Source organism: Jeotgalicoccus nanhaiensis (assembly GCF_015235105.1).
In the GTDB taxonomy this organism is placed as follows: Bacteria; Bacillota; Bacilli; order Staphylococcales; family Salinicoccaceae; genus Jeotgalicoccus; species Jeotgalicoccus nanhaiensis.
In genome coordinates this window covers 32,483-57,498 of record NZ_JADGLW010000004.1, presented here as the reverse complement: position 1 = coordinate 57,498, position 25,016 = coordinate 32,483, and the positions used below count along the sequence as shown (strand labels likewise).

The following is a 25,016-nucleotide window of genomic DNA, read 5'->3' as shown; positions in this document are numbered from 1 at the left end:
CAATCTCTAATGTAGTATAATTGATTGATGAATGTAAGTAAATTAATATTGAGGAGTTTCGCCATTGTTTAATAAATTAACCGGACATTTAAATGACTTAAACACATATGCCAAAGACGTACTGGAACTGATAGAATCACACGATGAAATTGTTATACTGAGACATCAGAAACCGGATCCCGATGCCTACGGTGCTCAGCTCGGTCTTCGTGCATATTTACAAAATAAATATCCTGATAAAAGTATCAAGGCGCTCGGAAGCGGCGAGCCGTCACTTGAGTTTTTAGGAGAAATGGACCGCGTGAGTACAATTGAGCGGCCGCTGGTTATTGTCGTGGATACGGGAAACAAAGAACGCATTGACGGCACGCTCGACTACGCAGAAAAAATCGTCAAAATTGACCATCACCCGAATGTCGAATTGTACGGTGACGTGTCGATTGTTGAGACGGATGTATCATCTGCGAGCGAACTGATTTATCTCTTAATCGACAGATGGGACAGCTCAGCTATGAACGATGAAGCCGCAGCTTTGTTTTATATGGGAATCGTCGGTGACACGGGCAGATTTTTATACAATAATACGAGTGCTCTGACGCATGCAGTCGCATCCAAGCTGAAAGAGTTTAATTTCGATGCTGCGGATTTGAACAATCAGATGCATAAATCTTCTAAAAATAAATTTAAATATAAAGGTTATTTAATTAATAATGCAGTGTTTACGGATTCCGGCATCGCTTATGTGTACGTGCCGAAATCAGTCATGGAAGAATACGACTTAAGCGTCAGCGAAGCGGGACTGGATGTAAATATCTTCAGGGAAATTGAAGATGTGAAAGTATGGTTCATCGCACTGGAAGGTGACGGTGAAATCCGCGTCCGCCTCCGTTCAAAAGAGGTCGTAATCAACGATGTCGCTGCGATGTTCGACGGCGGCGGCCATCCGCTCGCTTCAGGCGTCCGTGTCAAAAACATGGATATGCTTAAAGAACTGCTTGTGAAAATTGAAGAAAAATTGTAAGAGTAGGTGTTTCAATGCTTAATTTAAATGTGCACAGCTCATTTGATTTTTTAAATTCAAATATTACATTGGAGCGTTTATACGAGAAATTAAACAGTGACGGCCAGAGCGCTGTAGCCGTCACGGATTTAAACCGCATGCACGCGGTATACCGGCTGATGGCAACAGCGCCGAAATACGGCATTAAACCGGTGCCCGGCATGGAAATTATTGTGGAGGACGGCATGAACGGCGTGCCGCTCGTGCTGCTGGCGAAAAATCATCAGGGCTATCTCGAACTCGTGCGCACAAGCGCCATGCTGTCGTACAGAGGTTCAGCGCGGACGTCGCTCAAGTTTCTTCAGGATACTATTAAAAACTGCCTCTTAATCGGCAAGACTTCGGAGGCGACGGCAATTTTAAGCGCCATGGATCTTCCGGAAGAAGATAAATATATCAGCCACGATTCAGACGGAGATTACAAGAAGGTGTTTATAAAAGCCGCGCATTACGTTAATTCAAATGAACGGGGTTCCTTAAAAGTGCTGAATGGCATCCGGGATAACGAGCGGCTCAGTATCGACAGCGTGCAGAATCTCGAGGGGGATGCCTGTATTCAGACCCGGGATATGGTGCCTGAAGCCGCGCGCGTTTATTTAAAAAATAATGAAGAAATTATAAATAAGTGCGAGGTGCCGATACCTTCTGTATCTCATACGCTGCCGAAATTTAATAATCCAGAAGGCAGCAGTTCAAAAGACTACTTATGGCAGCTTTTAATGGAAAGATTTGAAGCAGGAAATTTCAGAGACCGTAATGAATATATGGAACGGCTGAAGTACGAATACGGCATTATTACCGGTATGGGATTTGAAGATTATTTTTTAATTGTCCAGGATCTGGTAAATCATGCAAAATCAAACGGTATTTACGTCGGGCCGGGCAGGGGATCCTCCAGTGCAAGTCTCGTGTCGTATCTTTTGGATATTACCGAAGTCGACCCGCTTGAATACAATTTGCTGTTTGAGCGTTTTCTGAATCCGGAGAGGGTAAGCATGCCGGATATCGATATCGATTTTGAAGATTCAAGACGCGATGAAGTCGTTGAATATTTAATTAAAAAATACGGTGATATGCGGGTGGCGAACATCATTACATACGGAACGCTGAGCGCCAAAATGGCCGCGCGCGACGTGGGGCGAGTCTTCGGTTTTTCTGACGATGAACTGAAGCTCGTGTCCAATCTTGTACCGGATGAGCCGAACGCATCGCTTGAAGATGCATTTTCAAGCAGCCGTTTTAACACGCTTTTAGAAGCGGACAGAAAGTATAAAACATTTATGGATATCACGTTGAAAATTGAAGGGCTGCCGCGCCATACATCGACGCACGCAGCAGGCCTTCTTCTGAGCAGTGAAACGCTGACGAACAGCGTGCCCGTAATTTTCTCTGAAGGCCATGTAATGAGCCAGTGGCCGATGAAAGATGTTGAAGCGGCGGGGCTGTTAAAAATTGATCTGCTCGGCTTAAAAAACCTGTCGCTGATCCGCTATATGGTCCAGAGCATCAGGCGGACGGAGAAAAACTTCTCGCTTGATGATATAACAGAAGATAAAAGAGTCTATAAAATGCTGTCAAAAGGAATGACTCTCGGTATTTTTCAGCTGGAGTCATCCGGCATCAGACGAGTCATTGAAAACTTTCAGCCGGAAAGTCTGAAGGATCTCGCTGCAGTCCTTGCACTGTACCGGCCGGGTCCGATGAAAGAAATCGATAACTTTATCTACAGAAAAGAACACCCTGAAACAATTAAGTATCCTCATGAAGATCTGAAAGATATTTTAAAAGAAACGTTCGGTGTCATCGTCTACCAGGAACAGATTATGCAGATTGCCGGTAAAATTGCCGGCTTCAGCTACGGGGAAGCGGATATTTTAAGACGCGCTATGGGCAAAAAGGACCGTCATGCGCTGACTAATGAGCGCGAGCATTTTATTGCCGGAGCAGTGAAGAAAAACTACACTGCAGAGCTTGCAGAAAATATTTTCGATCTGATTATGGAGTTTGCGGACTATGGTTTTGTTAAGAGCCATGCGGTTGCCTACGGTAAAGTCGCCTACACGATGGCCTATATGAAACTGCATTATCCCGAACATTTTTACGCGGTCATATTAACACACCACCGGGGCAACGACGAAAAAATCAGCCAGCTTCTAACCGAGCTGAAGATGATGCGTATCCCGCTCCTCGCTCCGGATATTAATACATCCATATGGCAGAACTCGCAGCAAGAAGGCATCTTGCTCGGCTTTTCGATGATCAGCGGAATTTCAAGACCGCTATATGAAGCGCTCATGGCAGCGCGAAAGGACGACGGACCTTTTAAGGATATATACGACCTGGTATCCCGCACAGATTTTAAATTCAATGAAAAAATCTTAAGAAACTTAATTATCTCGGGGACACTCGACGGTTTTGAAGAAAACAGAAAAACGATGCTGCAGACGCTGCCTGATATTTTATCGACGGTGAGCGACGGTTATCAGCACGACTCGTTCTTAAGTTCCCTTGGTTTTAATCTTAAAAAAGAATACCGGTACAGCGAAGAAATGGACGGCGCTGAAAAAATTGAAGGCGAAAAAGAAGCGCTCGGATTTTATATTTCAACGCATCCCATCCTCTTAAAGCACCGGGAACTTGAATTTATTCCCTTTTCTCTGATTCATCATAAACGTAAACACGGTACCTATCTTCTCTATATTGAAGATTTCCGCACGATTAAAGTGAAGAAAACAGGGCAGAATATGGCCTTTTTGACACTGACTGACGGGCATTCTAATATTGACGGGGTCCTATTTGCGAAAGAGTATTTTAAATATCATCCTATGCTGAAAGAATCGATCGTGGCAGCGGATGCAACTTACGGCATGCGCCAGGGAAAACCGCAGCTCGTTATAGACAGACTGTATCCGGCGGACGACTACGTCCGGACGTATATAGAGAAAACCAAGAAAATCTATATCAGGGATGTCAGTATCGATGAAATTTCAGAGCTGCTCGCAGAGAGCGGGGTGCCGATTCACGATTTTAACACGCAAGAATTCGCCGGATATATTCCAATCAGTAAAATAGAAACTTTAATTTCAAACATACAAGTCGAAAATATCCGTTTAATCGTGTAAATTTATTGTAAAATAAAAAAATTAATGATAATATACCGTGGTATGACCACTTTAGGAGGAACTAATTTGTCTTTAAAAAGCGATGCATTAGAACTGCACAAAGTTAACCAGGGAAAGCTTTCCGTCAATTCAAAAGTAGCATTAAAGGATAAAGAGGCGCTCAGCCTTGCGTATTCACCGGGAGTTGCTGAGCCGTGCAAGGAAATATACGAAGATGAAAGAAAGATATTTGATTACACGATTAAAGGTAATACTGTAGGCGTTGTAACTGATGGTTCGGCAGTGCTCGGACTCGGCAATATCGGAGCTTCAGCCAGTCTGCCGGTAATGGAAGGGAAGAGTGCGCTTCTTAAAAACTTTGCAGGCGTAGATTCTTTCCCAATCGCTTTAAAAACAAATGACGTCGATGAAATCGTCAATACAGTTAAACTGATGACTCCTGTTTTCGGCGGTATTAATCTGGAAGATATTTCAGCGCCGAGATGTTTTGAAATTGAGGAAAGACTGAAAAAGGAAACTGATATTCCTGTCTTTCACGATGATCAGCACGGGACGGCTATCGTTACGCTGGCTGGTCTGATAAACGCAGTCAAACTGACAGGCAAAACTTTATCTACTGTTAAAGTGGTACTGAACGGCGCGGGCGCTGCAGGTGTTGCTATTGTTAAACTGCTTCACAGTTTTGGTGTTAAAGATATGATTATGTGTGATTCGCGCGGAGCAATTTACGAAGGCCGTGAATCAGGCATGAACGCAATCAAAGATGAAGTTGCGAAGTTCACCAATATCGATAATGAAGAAGGCAAGCTTTCAGATGTTATTAAAGATGCAGATATTTTTATCGGTGTATCGGTGGAAAATGCAGTAACTGAAGATATGGTCCGTTCGATGAATGAAGATCCGATTATCTTTGCCATGGCAAACCCGACTCCTGAAATTATGCCTGATGTCGCAATTGCCGCCGGTGCTAAAGTAGTGGGCACAGGACGCAGCGACTTCCCGAACCAGGTTAACAATGTACTGGCTTTCCCGGGTATTTTCAGAGGTGCGCTCGATGTTCAGTCAACGCACATCAATGAAGAAATGAAAAAAGCGGCAGTGCTTGCAATCGCAGAAATTGTTAAGCCGGAAGAATTGAGTGCGGATTATGTGATTCCGGACGCCTTCCATCCGGAAGTAGCACCGATGGTTGCAGAGCGCGTGGCAGCAGCTGCTATGAATACGGGCGTGTCGCGTAAAAAAGTTGAAGCCGGTTACGTTTACTCCAGGACGAAAAAACTGATCAGCGAATTGAACGGTTAATCATGGAAAATAAAAAGGGTCTTCAGATGATTCTTGAAGAGATTAATAAAATTATTGTGGATCAGAATATCGGCATCGGAGAGAAGATACCGAGTGAACGCTATTTGAAAGAACGGCTGAATGTCAGCCGGCAGAGTGTAAGAGAAGCGCTGAGAGCGCTGGAACTTATCGGGGTTATTTACGTTAAACGCGGGGAAGGTACGTATCTTGCGAATATCGACAGCCACCAGCTCTACACTTTAATAGCGAAATATCTGCTTAGAACAGACAGACAATATGAAGAGTTAGTTGAATTGATGCATATGATTGATTATTACTACGAACATAAATATAATGGCATGAAAACTGTGGATGACGGTGATAATCAAGTGGTGCAGAGAATCTACAAACTGCTGAAAAAATATGCTGACGGCTATGACAGCTAACTTCGATGAGGTGTAAAAATGTTAAAGGATATATTTTTTAAACTGAACAAAAAAGCAAGTGATGAAAAAACGGATAAGGCTGAGAAACAGGAAACGATTATGACGAAGTGTCCAAACTGCAAGAAGATTCTTTATTCAAAAGATCTTCACAAGCGTTTGAACGTCTGTTCAAATTGCGACCATCATCTGCCGATTATAAGCACGGAGCGGATGGATGCGCTGCTCGATATTGACAGCGGCAAAGAACTGTTTGCAAATATTACATCGGTTAACCCGCTGAATTTCCCGAATTACGAAGAGAAACTTGCTTCTGATAAAGAGAAAACAGGTCTCGAAGAAGCATTGATCGTTTCCCACGGGAAAATTATGGGCAGTGAAGCGGTCGTCGCGATTATGGATCCGCGTTTCCGTATGGGCAGCATGGGTTCGGCGCTCGGTGAAAAACTGGCGCGTACTTTCCAGTATGCAACAGAACACAGACTGCCGGTCATCGTCTTTACAGCGAGCGGCGGCGCGCGCATGCAGGAAGGGATTTTATCGCTAATGCAGATGGCGAAAGTCAGCGTTGCGATTGAACGGCATAACAAAGCAGGTCTTCTTTACATCGCCTACATGACAAACCCTACAACGGGCGGAGTATCTGCATCATTTGCATCAGTCGGTGATATCAACCTCGCTGAAAAAGGCGCTTTAATCGGTTTTGCCGGACGCCGTGTAATCGAAGAAACAATTAAAGAAAAACTGCCGGATGATTTCCAGACGGCGGAGTTTTTACTCAAGCACGGGCAGCTTGATGATGTCGTCAACAGAGTTAACATGAAACGCTATCTTGGCACGATTTTAAAGATGCATGAAGAGGTTGTGTAATTATGGTATTTGAATTTGAAAAACCGGTTCAGGAACTGGAAAACAAAATTAAAGAGCTTGAAAAATATGCCCATAAAAACAAGCTGGATCTGACGACTGAAATCAGCTTTCTGGAGAGAAAAGTGAAGGATAAAAAAGAAGAAGTATATTCTCAGCTTACACCCTGGCAGCGTGTTGAAATTGCACGCTACATAAAACGGCCGACTTCAAAAGAATATATCGCCGCGCTGTTCGATGACTTTATCGAGTTTAAAGGCGACCGCGCCTACTCGGATGACAATGCGATTATCGGTGGCATTGCGATGTTCAAGGGACGTCCAGTGACCGTAATCGGCAACCAGCGCGGAATGGATACGAAAGATAATATTGCGCGCAACTTCGGCATGGCGCACCCCGACGGCTACAGGAAAGCTCTCCGTCTGATGAAGCAGGCGGAGAAATTCAAACGCCCGGTAATCTGCTTTATAGATACGAAAGGCGCATATCCGGGTAAAGCCGCTGAAGAACGCGGCCAGAGCGAGTCGATTGCAAGAAACCTGGTCGAAATGGCTGGTCTGACTGTGCCTGTAATCAGTATTGTTATAGGGGAAGGCGGTTCGGGCGGTGCACTAGCGCTCGGTGTCTGCAATAAATTATTCATGCTCGAAAACGCAACGTACTCGGTGATTTCACCAGAGGGTGCAGCAAGTATTTTATTTAAAGACGCTTCGCTGAAAGAAATCGCAGCGGAATCTTTAAAAATAACTGCAGCCGACCTGCTTGAACTCGGCGTGAGTGACGGCACGATAAAAGAACCGGCCGGCGGCGCTCATCACGATAAATCATTCGTTTTCAACAAAACGGATGAAGTGCTGCAGAATGCACTGGCGGAACTTACGCCGATGGACGGTAATGCTTTAGTCGATCAGCGTTACGACAAATACATGTCGATTGGACAGTTCAGTGAATAACAGGAATATATAAATCGCACTTGCCCGTATGGAGGCGGGTGCGTTTTTTTTGATTAGGTCGTCAATGACGTGTGTTCATTGGCCAGCTGGCGTCTTTACTCAGCCAATGAACTTAAGTCAGTATCGCACCGCAAGCCCGCCTTTCGATTTACTCGCATTTTCCCCGCCATATAGATAGACCGTGAAAGCATAATTATGCTATGTTTAAATGGACTGGCAGGTGGGTGATAATCATGAGGAAAATAGCGGTTTTGACAAGCGGCGGAGATGCGCCCGGCATGAATGCCGCGATACGTGCAGTGGTGCGTAAAGCAATTCATGACGGGATGGAAGTTTACGGTGTAAGCCACGGTTTTAACGGACTGATAAATAACGATATTAACAAAATGGATCTCGGTGATGTCGGCGATATTATTCACCGGGGCGGGACGGCTTTATATTCCGCACGCTGTGAAGAGTTCAGGACTGAAGAAGGCAGAAAGCGTGCGGCGGATAATTTAAAGACGTACGGTATTGAAGGTCTCGTCGTTATCGGCGGGGACGGTACGTACAAAGGTGCTTTTGAACTGTCGAAACTCGGTGTGAAAACCGTCGGTGTGCCTGCGACGATCGATAATGATATTGCCGGCACTGATGTAACTATCGGCTATGACACAGCACTCAACACCATCGTTGATATGATCGATCGTATCCGGGATACGGCAACGAGCCATGAACGGACCTTTATCATTGAAGTGATGGGCAGGGATTCCGGGGAACTTGCACTAAACGCGGGGCTCGCAGCCGGCGCGGAAACAATTTTTATTCCGGAGCGGAATACGAAGATGGAAGATGTGGCCGAACGTATTCAGGCCGGGCTTGACCGGGGGAAAAAACATTCCCTGATCGTCGTCGCAGAAGGGGTCATGACTGCAGAATACTGTAGCGCTGAACTGGCAAAGTATATTAATATAGAAACCAGAATCAGTGTTTTAGGACATATTCAGCGCGGCGGCAAACCGAGTGCCGGAGACAGGGTGCTCGGCTCGAGGCTCGGCGCTTATGCAGTGAGCCTTTTAGAGGAAGGGCAGTCGGGTGTCGGCGCCGGTATTTCCAAAAATGAATTAACAGCCACAGATTTTTCGTACGTACATGTACATGAGAAAAAGTATGACAACAGTATTTATCTGCTTTCAAAAGAGCTTTCAATTTAGGAGGAAAAGAAGAATGAGAAATACAAAGATTGTATGTACAATAGGACCGGCCTCAGAATCGGAAGAAGTGCTTGAAAAAGTAATTATGGCGGGGATGAACGTTGCGCGTTTAAACTTTTCGCATGGTGACCACAAAGAACACCAGGCGCGCATTGATACGATTAGAAAAGTAGCGAAACGCCTCGATAAAACAGTCGGTATTCTCTTGGACACAAAAGGACCGGAAATCAGAACGCACTCGATGGAAAATGGAGAGGTTGAACTTGTCCGCGGACAGAAAATCGAAGTGTCCATGACAGAGGTGCTCGGTAATTCAGAACGCTTCTCTGTTTCCTATGAAGGGCTGATCGATGATGTTGACCCGGGAGACTTTATTCTTCTTGATGACGGGCTAGTTGAACTTGAAATCGATGAACTGAATAAAGATACAGGCATTATTACGACGACTGTTAAAAACAACGGCCTCTTAAAAAATAAAAAAGGGGTTAACGTGCCTGGTGTCAGCGTAAAACTCCCAGGTTTAACAGAAAAAGATAAGGAAGATGTGAAGTTCGGCATCGAGCAGGGTGTGGATTTTATCGCGGCAAGCTTTGTCAGACGTGCCCAGGATGTGCTTGAAATCCGGGAGATGCTTGAATCACACGATGGCGAATACATTAAAATTATTCCTAAAATTGAAAACCAGGAAGGAATCGACAACATCGATGAAATCCTGAAAATTTCAGACGGCCTGATGGTAGCCCGAGGTGATCTCGGTGTGGAAATTGCACCGGAAACAGTACCGATGATGCAAAAAGAACTCATCAGAAAATGTAATTTACTCGGTAAACCGGTAATTACTGCAACACAGATGCTCGATTCCATGCAGACGAATCCGAGATGTACACGCGCTGAAGCAAGTGACGTGGCGAACGCAATTTACGACGGCAGCGATGCGGTAATGCTGAGCGGTGAAACTGCAGCAGGTGCATATCCGGTTGAAGCAGTGCAGACGATGGCGAAAATCGCAGTGTCGGCTGAAGAGGCTCAGGACTATAAGAAATTATTATCCGACAGAACGAAATCAACTCAGACGAACATGGTGACGGCAATCGGTGTATCCGTTGCCCACACAGCTCTGAATTTAAAATGTAAAGCAATTGTCGCCGCAACTGAAAGCGGACATACAGCGAATATGATTGCGAAATACCGTCCGCATGCGAATATCGTGGCGGTCACTCCTTATGAACATGTCGCGCGTCAGCTTAATCTCGTCTGGGGTGTCAACCCGATCGTTAAAGAAGCGGAAAGAGATACAGATGAACTGCTCAATACATCTGTAATGGCAACGCTTGAAAAAGGCTACGCAAATGAAGGTGACCTAATTATTATTACTGCAGGTGTGCCTGCAGGCAGAGCGGGCACGACGAACTTAATGAAACTGCACGTCGTCGGGGATACGCTGATTAAAGCACAGGGTATCGGCGATAAAACAGCAGTCGGAGAAGTAGTTACTGCAAGAAATTATAATGAACTGGAAGGCAAAGATACGACCGACAAGATTGTCGTTGTTCAGTCAGTCGACGCCTTAATGACGCCGCTCTTAATTAAAGCAGCAGGACTAATTACGGTTGAAGGCGGACTGACAAGCCAGGGTGCTATTGTCGGCTTGAATCTGGAGCTGCCGACCATCGTCGGTGCGAAAGAAGCACTTGAAGTGCTGGAAGATAATATGCTCGTTACCATAGACAGTGAACAGAGCGTAGTCTACAGCGGACATGCGCATGTGTTATAAGGATTAGAGGTGTGTTGGATGAAAAAAACGCTTGCTGCATTAGTCGGGAGTATATTGATTTTATCAGCATGTTCAGCCGGCAATGAAGAACAGCCGGCTGAAGAAGCAGCTCCCGAGACTGAGCAGGAAAATACAGAACAAGCTGCTGGCAGCAGCGATATGTCGTCAGCTGATTTAATTGAGAGTGCAGTTGAAAATAGTGAAGGTATTACGAGCTATGAAGCCCGCCAGTCATTTAAAATTACTATGCCGGAGGAAGAAAGTACAATTCGGACGATTATGACTTATGGCGGACAAAATGAGCTGAAACTCTCTGTGAATAACAATGGTGATATCATTACTCATTATATGGTTGAAGGTGACCACTTTATGTACCGGGACAATGAAATCGTCGATACAGAAGAAACAGTGGAAATTGAAGGCAGCGATTACGAGACAATCGTCTCGGCACTTCAAAACTACCCGGAAGGCGAAGTCAGCGAACTTGACGAAGGGTATGCACTCACGATAAAGATCGATGACATCTCAGGATTCAGCAGTTTTATCGATGAAGAAACACTCTCTGATATCGAATCGGCAGAAAGCATTAATGGCACGATTCAGCTGTACTTTGATGCGGAATATAAATTTACGGGCAGCGAACTTAAGGCGGACCTGGTAAATGAGGGCGAAGAAATTACGATTCACTCGACGGTCGATTATACGAATATCGACAAGGTTGACATGATTGAAAAACCGCATAATATGTCAGAATAAAATATCAGGATCAAGAAACCGGAGGCGGTGTATAAAAACGCCTCCGGTTTTTTATTAACAATTAACTTATACTTATGCTAATATATAAGATAATTAACTGATTCTTATTAAACGATAAATAATCAGTTAAACAGTAATAGAATCTCGCAGTATCAAAGGTTGCGCTTACATTTTGTATTCTTATTCACAAACTTGGGTCTGCCAGAAGATTAAACATAGATGTGACAATTTTGTTATACTTGGTTTAAAGATTCTGTTACATACTTAGGAGGGGGATTTATGACTGGAAACAGCGGTTTAGAAGGTGTTGTAATTGGAGAATCAAGAATCAGTTCAATTATCGGCACACAGCTGACTTATTGCGGTTATGAAATTGATGATTTAGCAGAAAATGCTGAGTTTGAAGAAGTGGTTTATTTATTATGGCACGATGATTTGCCAAATGCCGAAGAACTCAAACAGTTTAAAAAGGAGCTTTACGAGCACGCTTTTTTAACTGACGATGCAAAGAATTTCTACAAAACGTTTGTAGATAAATCTGTACACCCTATGAGCGCGCTGCGCACTGCGGTCTCACTGCTTGCGCATACGGACGAGAAGGCTGAAGAACAGTCTGAAGAAGCGACGCTCCGTAAAGGAATTCGCATTCAGTCGAAAATTCCTTCAATCGTTGCGGCAATTGCCCGCACACGTGAAGGAAAAGAAGTAATCGATCCGAATCCGGATTACGGTTATGCGAAGAACTTCCTGTATATGCTTTACGGAGAAGAGCCGACTGAAGTTCAGGTTGAAGCGATGAACACAGCCTTGATTCTTCATGCGGACCACGAAATCAACGCATCGACATTTGCAGCGCGTGTAATCGTCGCGACTTTATCGGATGTATATTCCGGTGTTACTGGAGCGATTGGCGCCTTGAAGGGGCCGCTTCACGGCGGAGCGAATGAACAGGTAATGGCTATGCTTGAGGAAATCGGTTCTCTTGATAATGTCGACAGCTACATCCATAAAAAATTAGACAACAAAGAAAAAATTATGGGAATCGGCCACAGAGTTTATAAAGAAGGGGATCCGCGCGCGAAATATCTTGAAGATATGGCTCGCCGCTTAACTGAAGAAAACGGACAGCCTGAACTTTATGAAATGTCTGTGAAAATTGCACGCATTATTGAAGAAGAGAAAGGTCTTTTGCCTAACGTTGACTTCTTCAGTGCATCTGTTTACCATTCACTTGGTATTGCACATGACTTATTCACTCCGATTTTTGCAGTCAGCAGAACGTCCGGCTGGATTGCACATATTTTCGAGCAGTACGAAAATAACAGATTAATCAGACCGCGTGCTGAGTACAACGGCCACACGGACAGAAAATACGAACCAATTGAAAAAAGATAATTAAAATACAACGGGGGTTTCATTAATGGCAGGAGAAAAAATTCAAACTAAAAATGGTGTACTGAACGTACCTGATAATCCGGTAATTCCTTTTATTGAAGGAGACGGAATCGGCCCGGATATCTGGGCAGCAGCGAGCAGAGTAATCGATGCAGCTGTAGAGAAAGCTTATAATGGCGAGAAGAAAATCGACTGGCTTGAAGTGTATGCGGGTCAGAAAGCATTCGACAAAACCGGCGAATGGCTTCCGCAGGATACACTTGATAAAATCAATGAGTATTTAATCGCTATTAAAGGACCGTTAACGACACCGATCGGCGGCGGTTTCCGTTCATTAAACGTTACACTGCGCCAGGAGCTCGACTTATTCGCGTGCCTGCGCCCTGTAAGACACTACAGCGGGGTGCCTTCACCGGTTAAACACCCTGAGCACTGCGACATGCAGATTTTCAGAGAAAACACTGAAGATATATATGCAGGTATCGAATTTAACGAAGGTACACCTGAAGTTAAAAAAGTGATCGACTTCCTGCAGGATGAAATGGGCGTTAAGAACATCCGTTTCCCTGAGTCTTCATCAATCGCTATCAAACCTGTATCAAAAGAAGGTACAGAACGTTTAGTGCGCTCTGCAATCAACTATGCAATCGAGCACAACAAACCATCAGTAACGCTGGTACACAAAGGAAACATCATGAAGTTCACTGAAGGCGGATTTAAAAAATGGGGTTACGAGCTAGCCCGCAATGAATTCGGCGACAAAACATTTACTTGGGCTGAATACGATGAAATCGTAGAAAAAGACGGTAAAGAAAAAGCTGATGAAGTACAGAATCAGGCAGTTGCTGACGGCAAAATCATCATCAAAGACTCTATCGCAGATATCTTCTTGCAGCAGATTCTGACTCGTCCAAAAGAGTTCGACGTTGTTGCAACGATGAACTTAAACGGTGATTACATCAGTGATGCTCTTGCAGCTCAGGTTGGCGGAATCGGTATTGCACCGGGTGCGAACATCAACTACGAAACTGGTCACGCTATCTTTGAAGCAACACACGGTACAGCGCCTAAATATGCCGGTCAGGATAAAGTGAACCCGTCATCTGTCTTATTGTCAGGTGTCTTAATGCTGGAACACTTAGGATGGCAGGAAGCTGCTGATCTTGTGAACAGTGCAATTGAAAACACAATATCGAAAAAAATTGTCACATATGACTTCGCCCGCCTGATGGATGGTGCTACAGAAGTTAAATGTTCAGAGTTCGGCGATGCTTTAATCGAAAATATGCAATAATTCAGATTGTAAAATCTAAAGCTAAATATTATAATGGAAAAGCCGCTCCTCGGAGCGGCTTTTAATTTTGATACATATTGGAGGAAGTTTAAGCTGTGGACGAGAGTAAAAAGAAACAAGGATTGTTTCAGAAGTTTTTAGATTTTGTAGAATGGCTAGGTAACAAACTGCCGCACCCGGTTACGCTTTTTGCGCTGCTTGCGGTACTTACTTTAGTTTTATCATCAATTTTCGGAATACTTGGAATTTCCGTCACACATCCAGGTGAAGGCAATGAAACAGTTACCGTAAATAATCTATTAAATGCTGAAGGAATCAGTTATATATTTGAAAGTATGACGGATAATTTCATTAACTTCGCACCGCTCGGCGTTGTATTGTTAACAATGCTCGGTATCGGAGTGGCTGAGCGTTCCGGATTAATAGGCGCTGCTTTAAAAGCGTTTGTACTGTCAATTCCAAAAAACCTGATCACTGCAGGTCTGGTTTTTGCCGGGATTATGTCATCTGTAGCGTCTGATGCAGGTTATGTAGTACTGCCGCCGCTTGGTGCGCTTTTATACCTCGCACTCGGCAGACACCCGCTAGCGGGTCTTGCCGCGGCCTTTGCCGGGGTATCTGCAGGGTTTTCTGCGAACCTGCTCTTAAGCGGAACAGATGTGATGCTTGCTGAACTTACGTCAGCAGCTGCTGCAGTGATTGATCCTGCTTATGCAGACTCAATCAACGTGGCAATGAACTGGTACTTTATTATCGTGAGTGTGTTCCTGCTGACATTTGTCGGCTGGTTCGTTTCTGCCAAAATTGTTGAACCGCGCCTTGGTTCATTTAAAATGTCCAAAGAGCAGGAAGAAGAATTATCAGGTGAAGATGTGGACGGCATTCAAACACTTCAGCCTGTTGAGAAAAAAGGTCTGATATGGGCGCTTATCTCTGTCATAATCGGTCTCGGTCTTGCCGCACTGTTAGTAGTGCTGCCGAATTCACCGATGCGCGGATCAGATGACATCGGTTCTTACATGGACACGATTATCCAGTCACCGTTTATGAGTTCACTGGTGCCGATTATTGCGATACTCTTCTTTATTCCGGGTCTCGTATACGGTCTCGTAACAAAATCAATTAAAAACGATAAAGACGTAGCGAACCAGATGACTGACACTATGGCTTCCATGGGAATGTTTATCGTTCTGGCATTCGCAGCGGGTCAGTTTGTCGCTTACTTTACCGAATCTAATCTCGGTCTTGTCATCGGAGTTTACGGGGCTCAGCTTTTAGACAGCCTCAGTCTGACGGGGGTACCATTGTTAATCGGCTTTATGCTTGTGACTGCGCTCATTAACCTGTTCATCGGAAGCGCGAGTGCCAAGTGGGCGCTTATGGCACCGATTTTCGTGCCGATTCTGATGCAGCTCGGATATTCTCCGGAACTGACGACGATGGCTTACCGTGTGGCGGACTCAAGTACAAATATTATTACACCGCTGATGACTTATTTTGCAATTATCATTGCTTTTGCACAGAAATACGATAAAAATATCGGTATCGGTACGCTGATTTCAGTTATGCTGCCGTACTCTATTTTCTTCTTTGTCTTCTGGGCGGTTATGCTGATTGTCTGGAGTCTTCTCGGGCTGCCGCTCGGTCCGGATTCACCGGTTCACTATTAAAAAATACTTTAAAAACACCTGTCTCAATTTTGGGACAGGTGTTTTTTTAAAGACCTGGTCAACAGCAGGTCTTTTTTAATTGGCTAATATTCAATGGAACTGTATAATTTAAAGTAAGAATGAAGACTTAAGGAGAGTATTATGGCTAAGTTAATTCTCATGGATGGAAACAGTATCGCCTTCCGTGCATTTTACGGACTGCCGCTGTTAACGAATCAGAGCGGGCTGCACACGAATGCGATTTTCGGTTATGCGAGACTGCTTGAAAAAGTAATAAAAGAAGAAGAGCCCGATTATTTTCTAGTGGCGTTTGATGCAGGTAAATCGACGTTCAGACATAAACAGTACACAGAATATAAAGGCGGCAGACAGAAAACTCCGCCGGAGCTCGGCGAGCAGTTCGAGCCGATCAGAAAGCTGATCGATGCCTATGGTATTAAACGTTTCGAGCACGAAGACTACGAAGCGGACGATATTATCGGCACATGGACCAAGCTCGCTGACAAAGAGAACTTTGAAACGATTGTTATTACCGGCGACAAAGACTTAACGCAGCTGGCAAGTGACCATACGAAAGTATATATTACGAAAAAAGGTGTTACGGATATCGAAGTGTACACGCCGGACCACGTTAGTGAAGTATATGACGGCCTTAAGCCGCTGCAGATTATCGATTTAAAAGGTCTGATGGGCGACAAATCGGATAACATTCCCGGCGTCCCGGGCGTCGGTGAAAAAACTGCGGTTAAACTTTTAAAAGAATACGGCAGCGTTGAAGAAGTACTGAATAACCTGGAAAATATCTCCGGTAAAAAATTAAACGAAAACTTAACGAACAATCAGGAAATTGCGCTGATGAGTAAAGATCTTGCCACAATTTACCGCGATATGACGTTTGATTTCAATCTCGATGATCTCAAGTTCAAAAATGAGGATTTAGAAGAGAAATACGAGCTGTTTAAAGAGCTTGAATTTAATTCGCTTCTGAATAATATGGAAGCAGCCGAAGTGGAAGAGGTAGCCACTTTTACAGCAGAACCGACGGATTCTTTAAATGACTTCGGTGATGATATCAGCATTTATCTTGAAGTGCACGCGGACAACTATTTAAAACACAAACCTGAATATATCGGTATTGCTGATAAGAATTTTGTTCTCGTTAAAGCAGCATCTGAATTTGATTCCGACGAACTCAGCCAGTTTCTAAATACGCGTACTTCTGTCACGACCTATGATTTAAAACGGCAGGTTGCGCTGTTAAATCATCTGAACATTGAATTCGATCATTTTACAGAAGATATTATGCTCGGCAGCTTCTTATTAAATCCGTCTAAAAAAATTATCGATGTAGCTGAAACAGCAGCCGATTTTAACGTGTCGATTAACAGCGATGATTTCCATTATGGCAAAGGACGCAAGCAGAAAGACCCTTCAGCCGAGGAAACAAAAGCTTTCGTTGCCGATAAAGTCCAGGCGATTGAAAAAGTGGCGGAGCCCATGGCGGAAAAATTACGTGCAGATGAAATGTACGACTTATGGCATGACCTTGAAATTCCGCTGTCGAAGGTGCTCGTTCAGATGGAACTTAAAGGCATCAAAGTCAAAACGGACCGCCTGAAAGAAATGGAAACAGAACTGAGCGGCCGGCTGAAAGAGATAGAAGAGAAAATATACGCGCTTGCAGGTGAGGAATTTAATATTAATTCCCCGAAACAGCTCGGCGTAATTTTATTTGAAAAACTCGGACTGCCGGTTATTAAAAAGACAAAAACCGGTTATTCGACAGCGGTCGATGTGCTGGAGCAGCTCGCGGACAAGCATGAAATTATCGAACATATTTTAACTTACCGCACTATCAGCAAGCTGCAGTCGACTTACGTTATCGGACTGCAGGGTGAAGTCACTGAAGATTCGCGCATTCATACGCGCTTTAATCAGACACTTGCTCAAACGGGGCGTTTATCGAGTGTGGAGCCGAACCTGCAAAATATTCCGATCAGACTGGAAGAAGGACGCAAAATCCGTCAGGCTTTCGTGCCGTCGAAAGAGGGCAACGTACTGCTCGGACTCGACTATTCACAAATTGAACTGCGCGTCCTCGCTGCAATTACAAAAGATGAATCGATGATCGAAGCTTTTACGAACGATATTGATATTCATACGAAAACGGCCATGGAAGTATACGGTGTCGAACTGGATGAAGTAACACCTGAAATGCGTCGGAACGCAAAAGCGGTAAACTTCGGTATCGTTTACGGCATCAGCGATTACGGACTGAGCCAGAACTTAGGTATTACGCGGAAGGAAGCGGGCCGGTTTATCGAAACCTATCTCGAATCCTTTAAAGAAGTCAAACAGTTTATGCACGATATCGTGCAGGACGCGAAACGCGACGGCTATGTTACGACGCTGCTGCACCGCCGCCGCTACGTGCCTGACGTTAATAGCAGAAACTTTAATGCGCGCTCTTTTGCAGAACGTACAGCGATGAACTCGCCGATTCAAGGGAGTGCTGCTGATATTATTAAACTCGCGATGGTAAAATACGCACAAAGCGAAGAAGCACAGAAATTTAATGCAGAATTATTATTACAGATCCACGATGAGCTGATCTTTGATATTCCGGAAAGTGAAGTGGAAGCTTTTATTCCGGTTATCAGAGATATTATGGAGAATGCTATAGACATCGACGTGCCGCTGAAAGTAGATGCAGGCTACGGAACGGACTGGTATGAAGTGAAGTAGGTGGAAGAATGCCGGAACTGCCGGAAGTAGAACTCGTTAAGCGGGAACTCACACCCGTTATCAATTTAAAGATTACGGATGTCGAGCTGTCGCAGTATATTTACAATGGGCATAAAACAAATAAAAGAACAATCGTCAAAGATAATCTCGAAGCCTTTAAGACTCTGGTTGCAGGCAAGATGATTATGCATATCGGACGGCGCGGAAAGTATTTATATTTCCTGCTCGGTGACGAGTATGAAACGACGCATTTAGTCAGTCATCTCGGCATGTCCGGGGCGTATTTTATCGTGTCGGATTTTGAAGATATTAAAGAACATAATTTTAAAAAGCACTGGCAGGTTATTTTCTCTCTAGATAATGGTCAGAAGCTCATATATTCCGATATACGCCGCTTCGGAGAAATGCATACGCATGAAAGTCTGCATGATTTTCCGCCGTTTGCCCGCATGGCGCCGGAATATACGGATGAACTCAGCCTGGATCATTATATGACGATGATGCGCGCGAAGAAATATGAAAACAAGCCGGTTAAGGCGGCGATTATGGACGGCGAAGTGATTCCGGGTGTCGGTAATATATATGCGGTTGAGAGCTTGTATCTGTCTCATATTCTGCCGACGCGGAAAGTGAAAAATATTTCCGATAAACGCCTCCACGAGCTGTTCGACCGGATTACGGAAGTGTTTGAACTATCCTTATCGAGGGGCGGTTCGACGATTTCCGACTACCGGAGTGTTACCGGTGGCAAGGGCGAAATGCAAAACAGCTTTAATGTCTATCAGCGAAAAACATGTCCGCTCGGACATCCGCTCAAGACGAAAGTGATTAATACACGCAATACTTTTTATTGCACAACATGTCAGAGGTGACGAAGGTCCATGTATAAAATAATCGGTTTAACAGGCGGCATCGCAAGCGGAAAAACAACGGTGAGCGACTATTTGAAAAAGCGGGGCTACGTTGTGCTTGATGCTGATGCCTATTCCAAAAAAACAACAGCTAAAAACGGTCCGGCGATTCCTGCAATTATCGAAGCTTTCGGGGCGGATATTGTGAGTGAATCTGGCGAGCTTGACCGAAAAAAACTCGGCAGCATTATTTTTAATGATGCCGATAAACGCCGCGAGCTGAATGAAATCGTTCATCCGCTGATCAGGGAGATGATGAATGCGGATGAAGAGAAGTATATTCAAAAAGGACATGTCTTTCTCGATATTCCGCTGCTGTTTGAAAACGGATTGAACGAACGCTGTGATCTCGTGGTAACGGTCTTTGTCGACCGCGATACGCAGATCAAACGGCTGACAGCCCGGAATGATTTAACGGTGGAAGAAGCGGAAGCACGCATTAACAGCCAGATGCCGCTGACAGAAAAAGTTCAAAAGAGCGACTTCAGGCTGGATAATAACGGGACTGTCGAAATGCTGTATGAACAAATCGACAGATTTACAGAAGACTTGGAAAGTATGTGAAAACGTGTTCAATCACGACTTTAAATGTGTTATACTATTTATGAAAAATGATCATTCAAAGGAGCTCTAGTCATGAAAAAAGTTGCAATTAACGGTTTAGGTAGAATAGGAAGAATGGTGTTTCGTATTGTCACGGAATCAAAAGAACTTGATCTCGTTGCTATCAACGCGACACACCCTGCAGAAACTATCGCACATTTACTGAATTACGATACTACGCACGGAACATGGGATAAGCATGTTGAAGTGAAAGACGGCATCCTTGTGGTAGACGGTAAAGAAATTACTGTGACAGGCGACCGCAATCCTGAGAACCTGCCATGGGCTGACCTCGGCATCGATGTGGTTATCGAAGCAACAGGCGCTTTCAACCACGGTGACAAAGCACAGTCGCACATTAACGCCGGTGCTAAAAAAGTGCTGTTAACAGGACCTTCTAAAGGCGGCAATGTACAAACTCTCGTACGCGGAGTTAACTGTGCAACCTTGGATACTTCATCATACGATGTATTCTCGAATGCATCATGTACGACAAACTGTCTTGCACCTGTAGCGAAAGTACTGAACGATGAGTTCGGCATTAAAAACGGTCTCGTAACGACAGTTCACGCTTACACGAACGACCAGATGAACATCGACAACCCGCACAAAGATTTACGCCGTGCGCGTTCAGCTGCAGAAAACATTATTCCGACTTCAACAGGCGCTGCAAAAGCAACTGCTTTAGTGCTCCCGGAACTCGAAGGCAAACTCGACGGTATGGCACTCCGCGTACCGGTATCTAACGTATCTTTAGTCGACCTTGTAGTAGACCTTGAAAAAGACGTGACTAAAGAAGAAATCAATGAAGCGTTCAAGAAATACGAAGCTGACGCAATGAAAGGTATTTTAGGCGTAAGCGACACGCCGTTAGTATCAAGCGACTTTAATACAGATCCGCGCAGCTCTATCGTTGACTCAGCCCTGACTATGGTTATGGATAACAACAAAGTTAAAGTACTGTCATGGTACGATAATGAGTGGGGTTACTCTGTAAGATGTGTTGAATTGGCTGAAATGATCGCGAAAGATATTTAACAATACAGTCACAGGAGGATAGTTGATGCTATCCTCTTTTTTGATACAATAAAATTAACAATATGAACGAAGGAGTGCTGGCATGAAATTAGTAAATAAAGAAGGACAAAGTACAGATTTGCTTATCAACGGCGAAACAGCATCATACAAAGGCGAAGAATACGATGTGATTATTCACGACGGGGACCTTGCAGGCGCCGGACATATTGCGACGAATAACTTTATCGTCAAAGAAGAATATATTAAAGAAATGATTAAAAGATTTAAAGGCCGGAAAGGCAATGTCGACCAGTACGACGGCTTTCAGGGCTTTATGCTGATAAAAAAAGACAACAAAATGTCGGTGCTGACAGGCTGGCAGACAACAGAAGACTTTACAGCCTGGGTGGAATCGGAAGCCTTCCAGAACTCGCACGTTAAAAAAGAACAGCGTGTAAAATCCGAAGGCAGCGATTACTTGGAAGCAATGCCGGTACGTGAAAACTTCAGCGTCGAAGGCTAAACTTTTTGTATGAAACAGTCGTGACACCTCTTACTTTGAGGTGGCGGGACTGTTTTTTTTTGATGAGGGGTGGATGGCGATTGAGACGGCGCGCCATTGTGGATGTGACAATGGCACGGTAAAGCGTCCAGCGCGCCATTGTGGATGTGACAATGGCACAGTAAGGTGTCCAGCGCGCCACTGTGAAAGTGACAATGACGGGATAGGGCGGCTACTCCATCACTGTGCCTTCCACAATGACGGGACAAGACGTTTACTCCGTCACTGTGCCTCCTACAATGACGGGACAAGACGTTTACTCCGTCACTGTGATTTCCACAATGACGGGACAGATCGTTTACTCCGTCACTGTGCCTTCCACAATGACGTGACAAAGCGGCTACTCCGTCACTGTGATTCCCACAATGACCAGACAGCCGGCCTCCACCGCCCAATCCGCTTTCTTTTTTATGTTTCTTGCTTTCGGTGTTATAATAATTGAAACTAATCTATTACAAATGAGGTGAACATCATATGAGATGTCCAAAGTGTCAGCATACGAATTCAAAAGTGGTGGATTCGCGTCATGCGGATGAGATGAATGCGATTCGGAGACGCCGGGAATGCGAAGATTGCGCAACGCGTTTTACAACGTTTGAACGGATTGAACTGTCACCCCTTGTCGTTATAAAAAAAGACGGAACACGCGAAGTGTTCGACAGATCGAAGGTGCTTGACGGCCTTTTAAAAGCTTGTGAAAAACGGACGATTCCTTATGATGAAATTGAAAAGCGCGCGGATAACGTGGAAGCTGCTTTACGGAATTTAAACAAGGCTGAAATTTCCTCGAACGATATCGGCGAATCCGTTATGAAAGAATTAATTACTCTCGATCAGGTAGCATACGTGCGTTTTGCATCTGTGTACAGAGAATTTAAAGATATCGATCAGCTGATGGATATCCTCCAAAATCTAGAAAAAGGTAAGGCGTAAAATGAAATTTAATGAACGTTTAAAACCGAATACGGAGTTTATCGTTTACCAGCCGGGTACCTTATCCGACGATAATTACGAAGTGCTGAACGCCTTATATTTACCGGTTATCGGCACTGAAGCCTTCGGTATCTATCTGTATTTGTTTGAATCGACAAAAGTATACGATAAGCTTGCTGTCCGTTTTCATCGTGAGCTGATGGACGAGCTGTCGCTGAACTTATCGGATTTTGAAACGTCGCTCGATAAGCTCGAAGCCATCGGACTCGTGCGCACTTATGTATCGAATAAAGAACACGATGATCTCTTTGTCTACAGACTGCTGCAGCCGCTCACTCCGGAGATGTACTTCAAAGATCCCATGCTGTCCATGTATTTATACTCACAGGTCGGCTCTGCTAAATTCAACGATAAAAAAGACCGTCTTATCTATCCGGAACTGCCCGGTGACCTGACCGAGGTAACGAAGAAATTCACCGAGGTGTTCTACCACGCGAGAGATGCGAAATTCCGTACACCGGATGAGCACTTTAAACAGAATGACGTCTCCCGGGGACCGTCGATTGACCTCGATGATTTTGATTTCGAAGTGCTGTATACACACTTGAAGGGGACGCGCATCGATAAGCAGTTTTTTACAAAGGAAGTTAAAAAACTTGTCGTGCAGCTGAGCCAGCTGTTTAAATTAAATGCATATGATATTAAGCAGATTCTGCTGCAGTCATCGAGTCCTCAGTTCGGAATCGATAAAGAGCGCTTAAAAACCGAAGCCCGCAAATACTATCAGAAAGAATACGGGGAAGTTATTCCGAGTTTTACAACAGCTGAAGAAGCAGTAAGACCTTCCGGTGATGAATCGTATCTCGACAGCCTCGACAAGGTGAGTCCGCTCGACAGAATTAACGACCTCAGAAATTACAAACCTTCGGAAAACGATTTAAAAGTCGTGACGGAATTAATTGTTAAAACCGGCCTTGAAAACGGCGTGCTGAACGTGCTGCTGGAGTATGCTATTCAGATGAAAGAGGGCGATCTGCCGCTCAGATACGTGATGACCATCGCGGAAAACTGGGAAAAAGAAGGTTACCGCACAGCAGCGGAAGCGTATCAGTCGATTATGGAATTCCGTGAAGCCCAGGAAGAAAAACGTCGGAAACGCCAGTTTAAATACGCAGGTCCTGGTGAGGAACAGCCGGCCTGGCTGAAAGAGAAGACAAGCAGAAAAGAAAACCGGCAAGGAACCTCTAAGACTAAGAATACGAAGAAAACCGGTGAACCGATGAAAACGCTGAAAGATGATGAAGACTTCAGCAAACTGATTAATAAATTTAGAGAAAATTAGGTGAGGCGATGGAACCGATCAGCAGTTTCGTTAAAAATTCCAGCAGAATAGCGGAGAATAACGAACGTATTTATAACGAAATTATTAATCATCCGAAGATGAAGGCCTTTATGGAGGCACATGAAGGTAAAGTTACCCGCTCCATGATTCAAAATGATCTGATGATTTTAAAACATTATATAAATCAGCCGGCTGAATGCGAACCGGCGGGAGAGGGTAAATGCCTGAGCCATCCGGACGGCTTTATTATAAATCTCGATATCCGCCAGGGCCGGTTTAACATGATTTATACCAAATGTCCGATCAAAGCAAAACACGAGGAGTTCTTAAAACGGGAAAGTCTGATACAGAGCTTTCATATTCCGCGGGATGTGCGTGAAGCGACTTTCGATACGATTTTCTTAAATGACGGCCGCCGGGATATTTTAAAAAATGCTATTCAGAAAGCAGATAAAATTGCGCGCGGCGAAGACTTTCGCGGGCTGTATATACACGGCGAGTTCGGCATCGGTAAATCTTATATACTCGGCTGTATTGCAAACGAACTGAAAGAAAAGTCGATTTCATCGATGATGATCTACGTTCCTGAAATACTGCGCGATTTAAAGTCCGGCTTTAACGACGGCACGACAAACGAGCGCTACGATGCAATCAGAAATGCTGAAGTGCTGATCCTCGATGACCTTGGAGCGGAAGATGTAACTGCCTGGAGCAGGGATGAAGTTATCGTCAGTATTTTAAACTACCGCATGGTCGAGCAGCTGCCGACCTTTATCAGCTCAAACTTTGCAATTAATGAACTTAAAGGCCGCTACAGCTATACGAAAACAAACGGCAAGGAAGAAACAAAAGCGCTCCGCATGATTGAAAGAATCCGCGCCTTATGCGAAGAAGTCGAACTTACCGGTGATAATTTAAGAAACATATAGCTTGATTTATATGAATCGTTCGTGTACTATATAGCTATATTTCATTAATAATCCAAGGACAAGACAATTTTAAAAAGTTTATCGAAGAGAGTGCATGACTTGCTGAGACATGCATATAAACCGCGAATTGTTACTACCTGAACACGGATGCTTTTTTAATCGAAAG

Annotated in this window: 20 protein-coding genes; all 20 read left to right on the top strand. The window is 44.3% G+C overall.

The window, feature by feature from the left end:
- The first annotated feature begins 64 nt into the window (after nucleotides 1-64).
- Complete coding sequence (locus IR135_RS07170) at nucleotides 65-1,021, top strand: DHH family phosphoesterase (RefSeq protein WP_135098092.1); 957 nt, start codon at nucleotides 65-67, stop codon at nucleotides 1,019-1,021.
- 14 nt (nucleotides 1,022-1,035) lie between these two features.
- Complete coding sequence (locus tag IR135_RS07165; RefSeq protein ID WP_135098090.1) at nucleotides 1,036-4,182, top strand: DNA polymerase III subunit alpha; 3,147 nt, start codon at nucleotides 1,036-1,038, stop codon at nucleotides 4,180-4,182.
- 66 nt (nucleotides 4,183-4,248) lie between these two features.
- The gene (locus IR135_RS07160) at nucleotides 4,249-5,484 is read left to right on the top strand and encodes an NAD(P)-dependent malic enzyme (RefSeq protein WP_135098088.1); all 1,236 of its coding nucleotides are present in this window, start codon (nucleotides 4,249-4,251) and stop codon (nucleotides 5,482-5,484) included.
- A gap of 2 nt (nucleotides 5,485-5,486) precedes the next feature.
- Nucleotides 5,487-5,909, top strand: coding sequence for a FadR/GntR family transcriptional regulator (locus IR135_RS07155; protein ID WP_135098086.1), 423 nt, complete (start codon nucleotides 5,487-5,489; stop codon nucleotides 5,907-5,909).
- A gap of 18 nt (nucleotides 5,910-5,927) precedes the next feature.
- A complete protein-coding gene (accD, locus tag IR135_RS07150; RefSeq protein ID WP_135098084.1) occupies nucleotides 5,928-6,776 on the top strand; it encodes an acetyl-CoA carboxylase, carboxyltransferase subunit beta in 849 nt (282 codons plus the stop codon).
- Nucleotides 6,777-6,778: 2 nt separating this feature from the next.
- Nucleotides 6,779-7,726, top strand: coding sequence for an acetyl-CoA carboxylase carboxyltransferase subunit alpha (locus tag IR135_RS07145; protein WP_135098082.1), 948 nt, complete (start codon nucleotides 6,779-6,781; stop codon nucleotides 7,724-7,726).
- Between the two features lie 233 nt (nucleotides 7,727-7,959).
- Entirely contained in the window at nucleotides 7,960-8,919 is a 960-nt protein-coding gene (gene pfkA / locus IR135_RS07140; protein WP_135098080.1) for a 6-phosphofructokinase, read from the top strand.
- A 13-nt stretch (nucleotides 8,920-8,932) separates the two neighbouring features.
- Complete coding sequence (pyk, locus tag IR135_RS07135) at nucleotides 8,933-10,693, top strand: pyruvate kinase (RefSeq protein ID WP_135098078.1); 1,761 nt, start codon at nucleotides 8,933-8,935, stop codon at nucleotides 10,691-10,693.
- Between the two features lie 18 nt (nucleotides 10,694-10,711).
- Nucleotides 10,712-11,449: a hypothetical protein gene (locus IR135_RS07130; RefSeq protein WP_135098076.1), complete on the top strand. Its 738-nt coding sequence runs from the start codon at nucleotides 10,712-10,714 to the stop codon at nucleotides 11,447-11,449.
- Between the two features lie 279 nt (nucleotides 11,450-11,728).
- The gene (gene citZ, locus IR135_RS07125; protein ID WP_135098074.1) at nucleotides 11,729-12,844 is read left to right on the top strand and encodes a citrate synthase; all 1,116 of its coding nucleotides are present in this window, start codon (nucleotides 11,729-11,731) and stop codon (nucleotides 12,842-12,844) included.
- A gap of 25 nt (nucleotides 12,845-12,869) precedes the next feature.
- Nucleotides 12,870-14,138: an NADP-dependent isocitrate dehydrogenase gene (gene icd, locus IR135_RS07120; RefSeq protein ID WP_115884149.1), complete on the top strand. Its 1,269-nt coding sequence runs from the start codon at nucleotides 12,870-12,872 to the stop codon at nucleotides 14,136-14,138.
- Nucleotides 14,139-14,233: 95 nt separating this feature from the next.
- Entirely contained in the window at nucleotides 14,234-15,808 is a 1,575-nt protein-coding gene (locus tag IR135_RS07115) for an AbgT family transporter (RefSeq protein ID WP_135098072.1), read from the top strand.
- A 141-nt stretch (nucleotides 15,809-15,949) separates the two neighbouring features.
- Nucleotides 15,950-18,553, top strand: coding sequence for a DNA polymerase I (gene polA / locus IR135_RS07110; protein WP_135098070.1), 2,604 nt, complete (start codon nucleotides 15,950-15,952; stop codon nucleotides 18,551-18,553).
- 8 nt (nucleotides 18,554-18,561) lie between these two features.
- Nucleotides 18,562-19,425, top strand: coding sequence for a bifunctional DNA-formamidopyrimidine glycosylase/DNA-(apurinic or apyrimidinic site) lyase (gene mutM, locus IR135_RS07105; protein ID WP_135098068.1), 864 nt, complete (start codon nucleotides 18,562-18,564; stop codon nucleotides 19,423-19,425).
- Between the two features lie 9 nt (nucleotides 19,426-19,434).
- Nucleotides 19,435-20,028: a dephospho-CoA kinase gene (coaE, locus tag IR135_RS07100; protein ID WP_135098066.1), complete on the top strand. Its 594-nt coding sequence runs from the start codon at nucleotides 19,435-19,437 to the stop codon at nucleotides 20,026-20,028.
- Nucleotides 20,029-20,100: 72 nt separating this feature from the next.
- Complete coding sequence (gap, locus tag IR135_RS07095; protein ID WP_135098060.1) at nucleotides 20,101-21,105, top strand: type I glyceraldehyde-3-phosphate dehydrogenase; 1,005 nt, start codon at nucleotides 20,101-20,103, stop codon at nucleotides 21,103-21,105.
- Between the two features lie 82 nt (nucleotides 21,106-21,187).
- On the top strand, nucleotides 21,188-21,607 hold the full coding sequence (locus IR135_RS07090) for an antibiotic biosynthesis monooxygenase family protein (protein ID WP_135098058.1): 420 nt from the start codon (nucleotides 21,188-21,190) through the stop codon (nucleotides 21,605-21,607).
- A gap of 513 nt (nucleotides 21,608-22,120) precedes the next feature.
- Complete coding sequence (gene nrdR, locus IR135_RS07085) at nucleotides 22,121-22,579, top strand: transcriptional regulator NrdR (RefSeq protein ID WP_115884157.1); 459 nt, start codon at nucleotides 22,121-22,123, stop codon at nucleotides 22,577-22,579.
- A 1-nt stretch (nucleotide 22,580) separates the two neighbouring features.
- Nucleotides 22,581-23,921: a replication initiation and membrane attachment family protein gene (locus IR135_RS07080; protein ID WP_135098056.1), complete on the top strand. Its 1,341-nt coding sequence runs from the start codon at nucleotides 22,581-22,583 to the stop codon at nucleotides 23,919-23,921.
- Between the two features lie 8 nt (nucleotides 23,922-23,929).
- Nucleotides 23,930-24,850, top strand: a complete 921-nt coding sequence (gene dnaI, locus IR135_RS07075) for a primosomal protein DnaI (RefSeq protein ID WP_135098054.1) — start codon at nucleotides 23,930-23,932, stop codon at nucleotides 24,848-24,850.
- Nucleotides 24,851-25,016 lie beyond the last annotated feature (166 nt).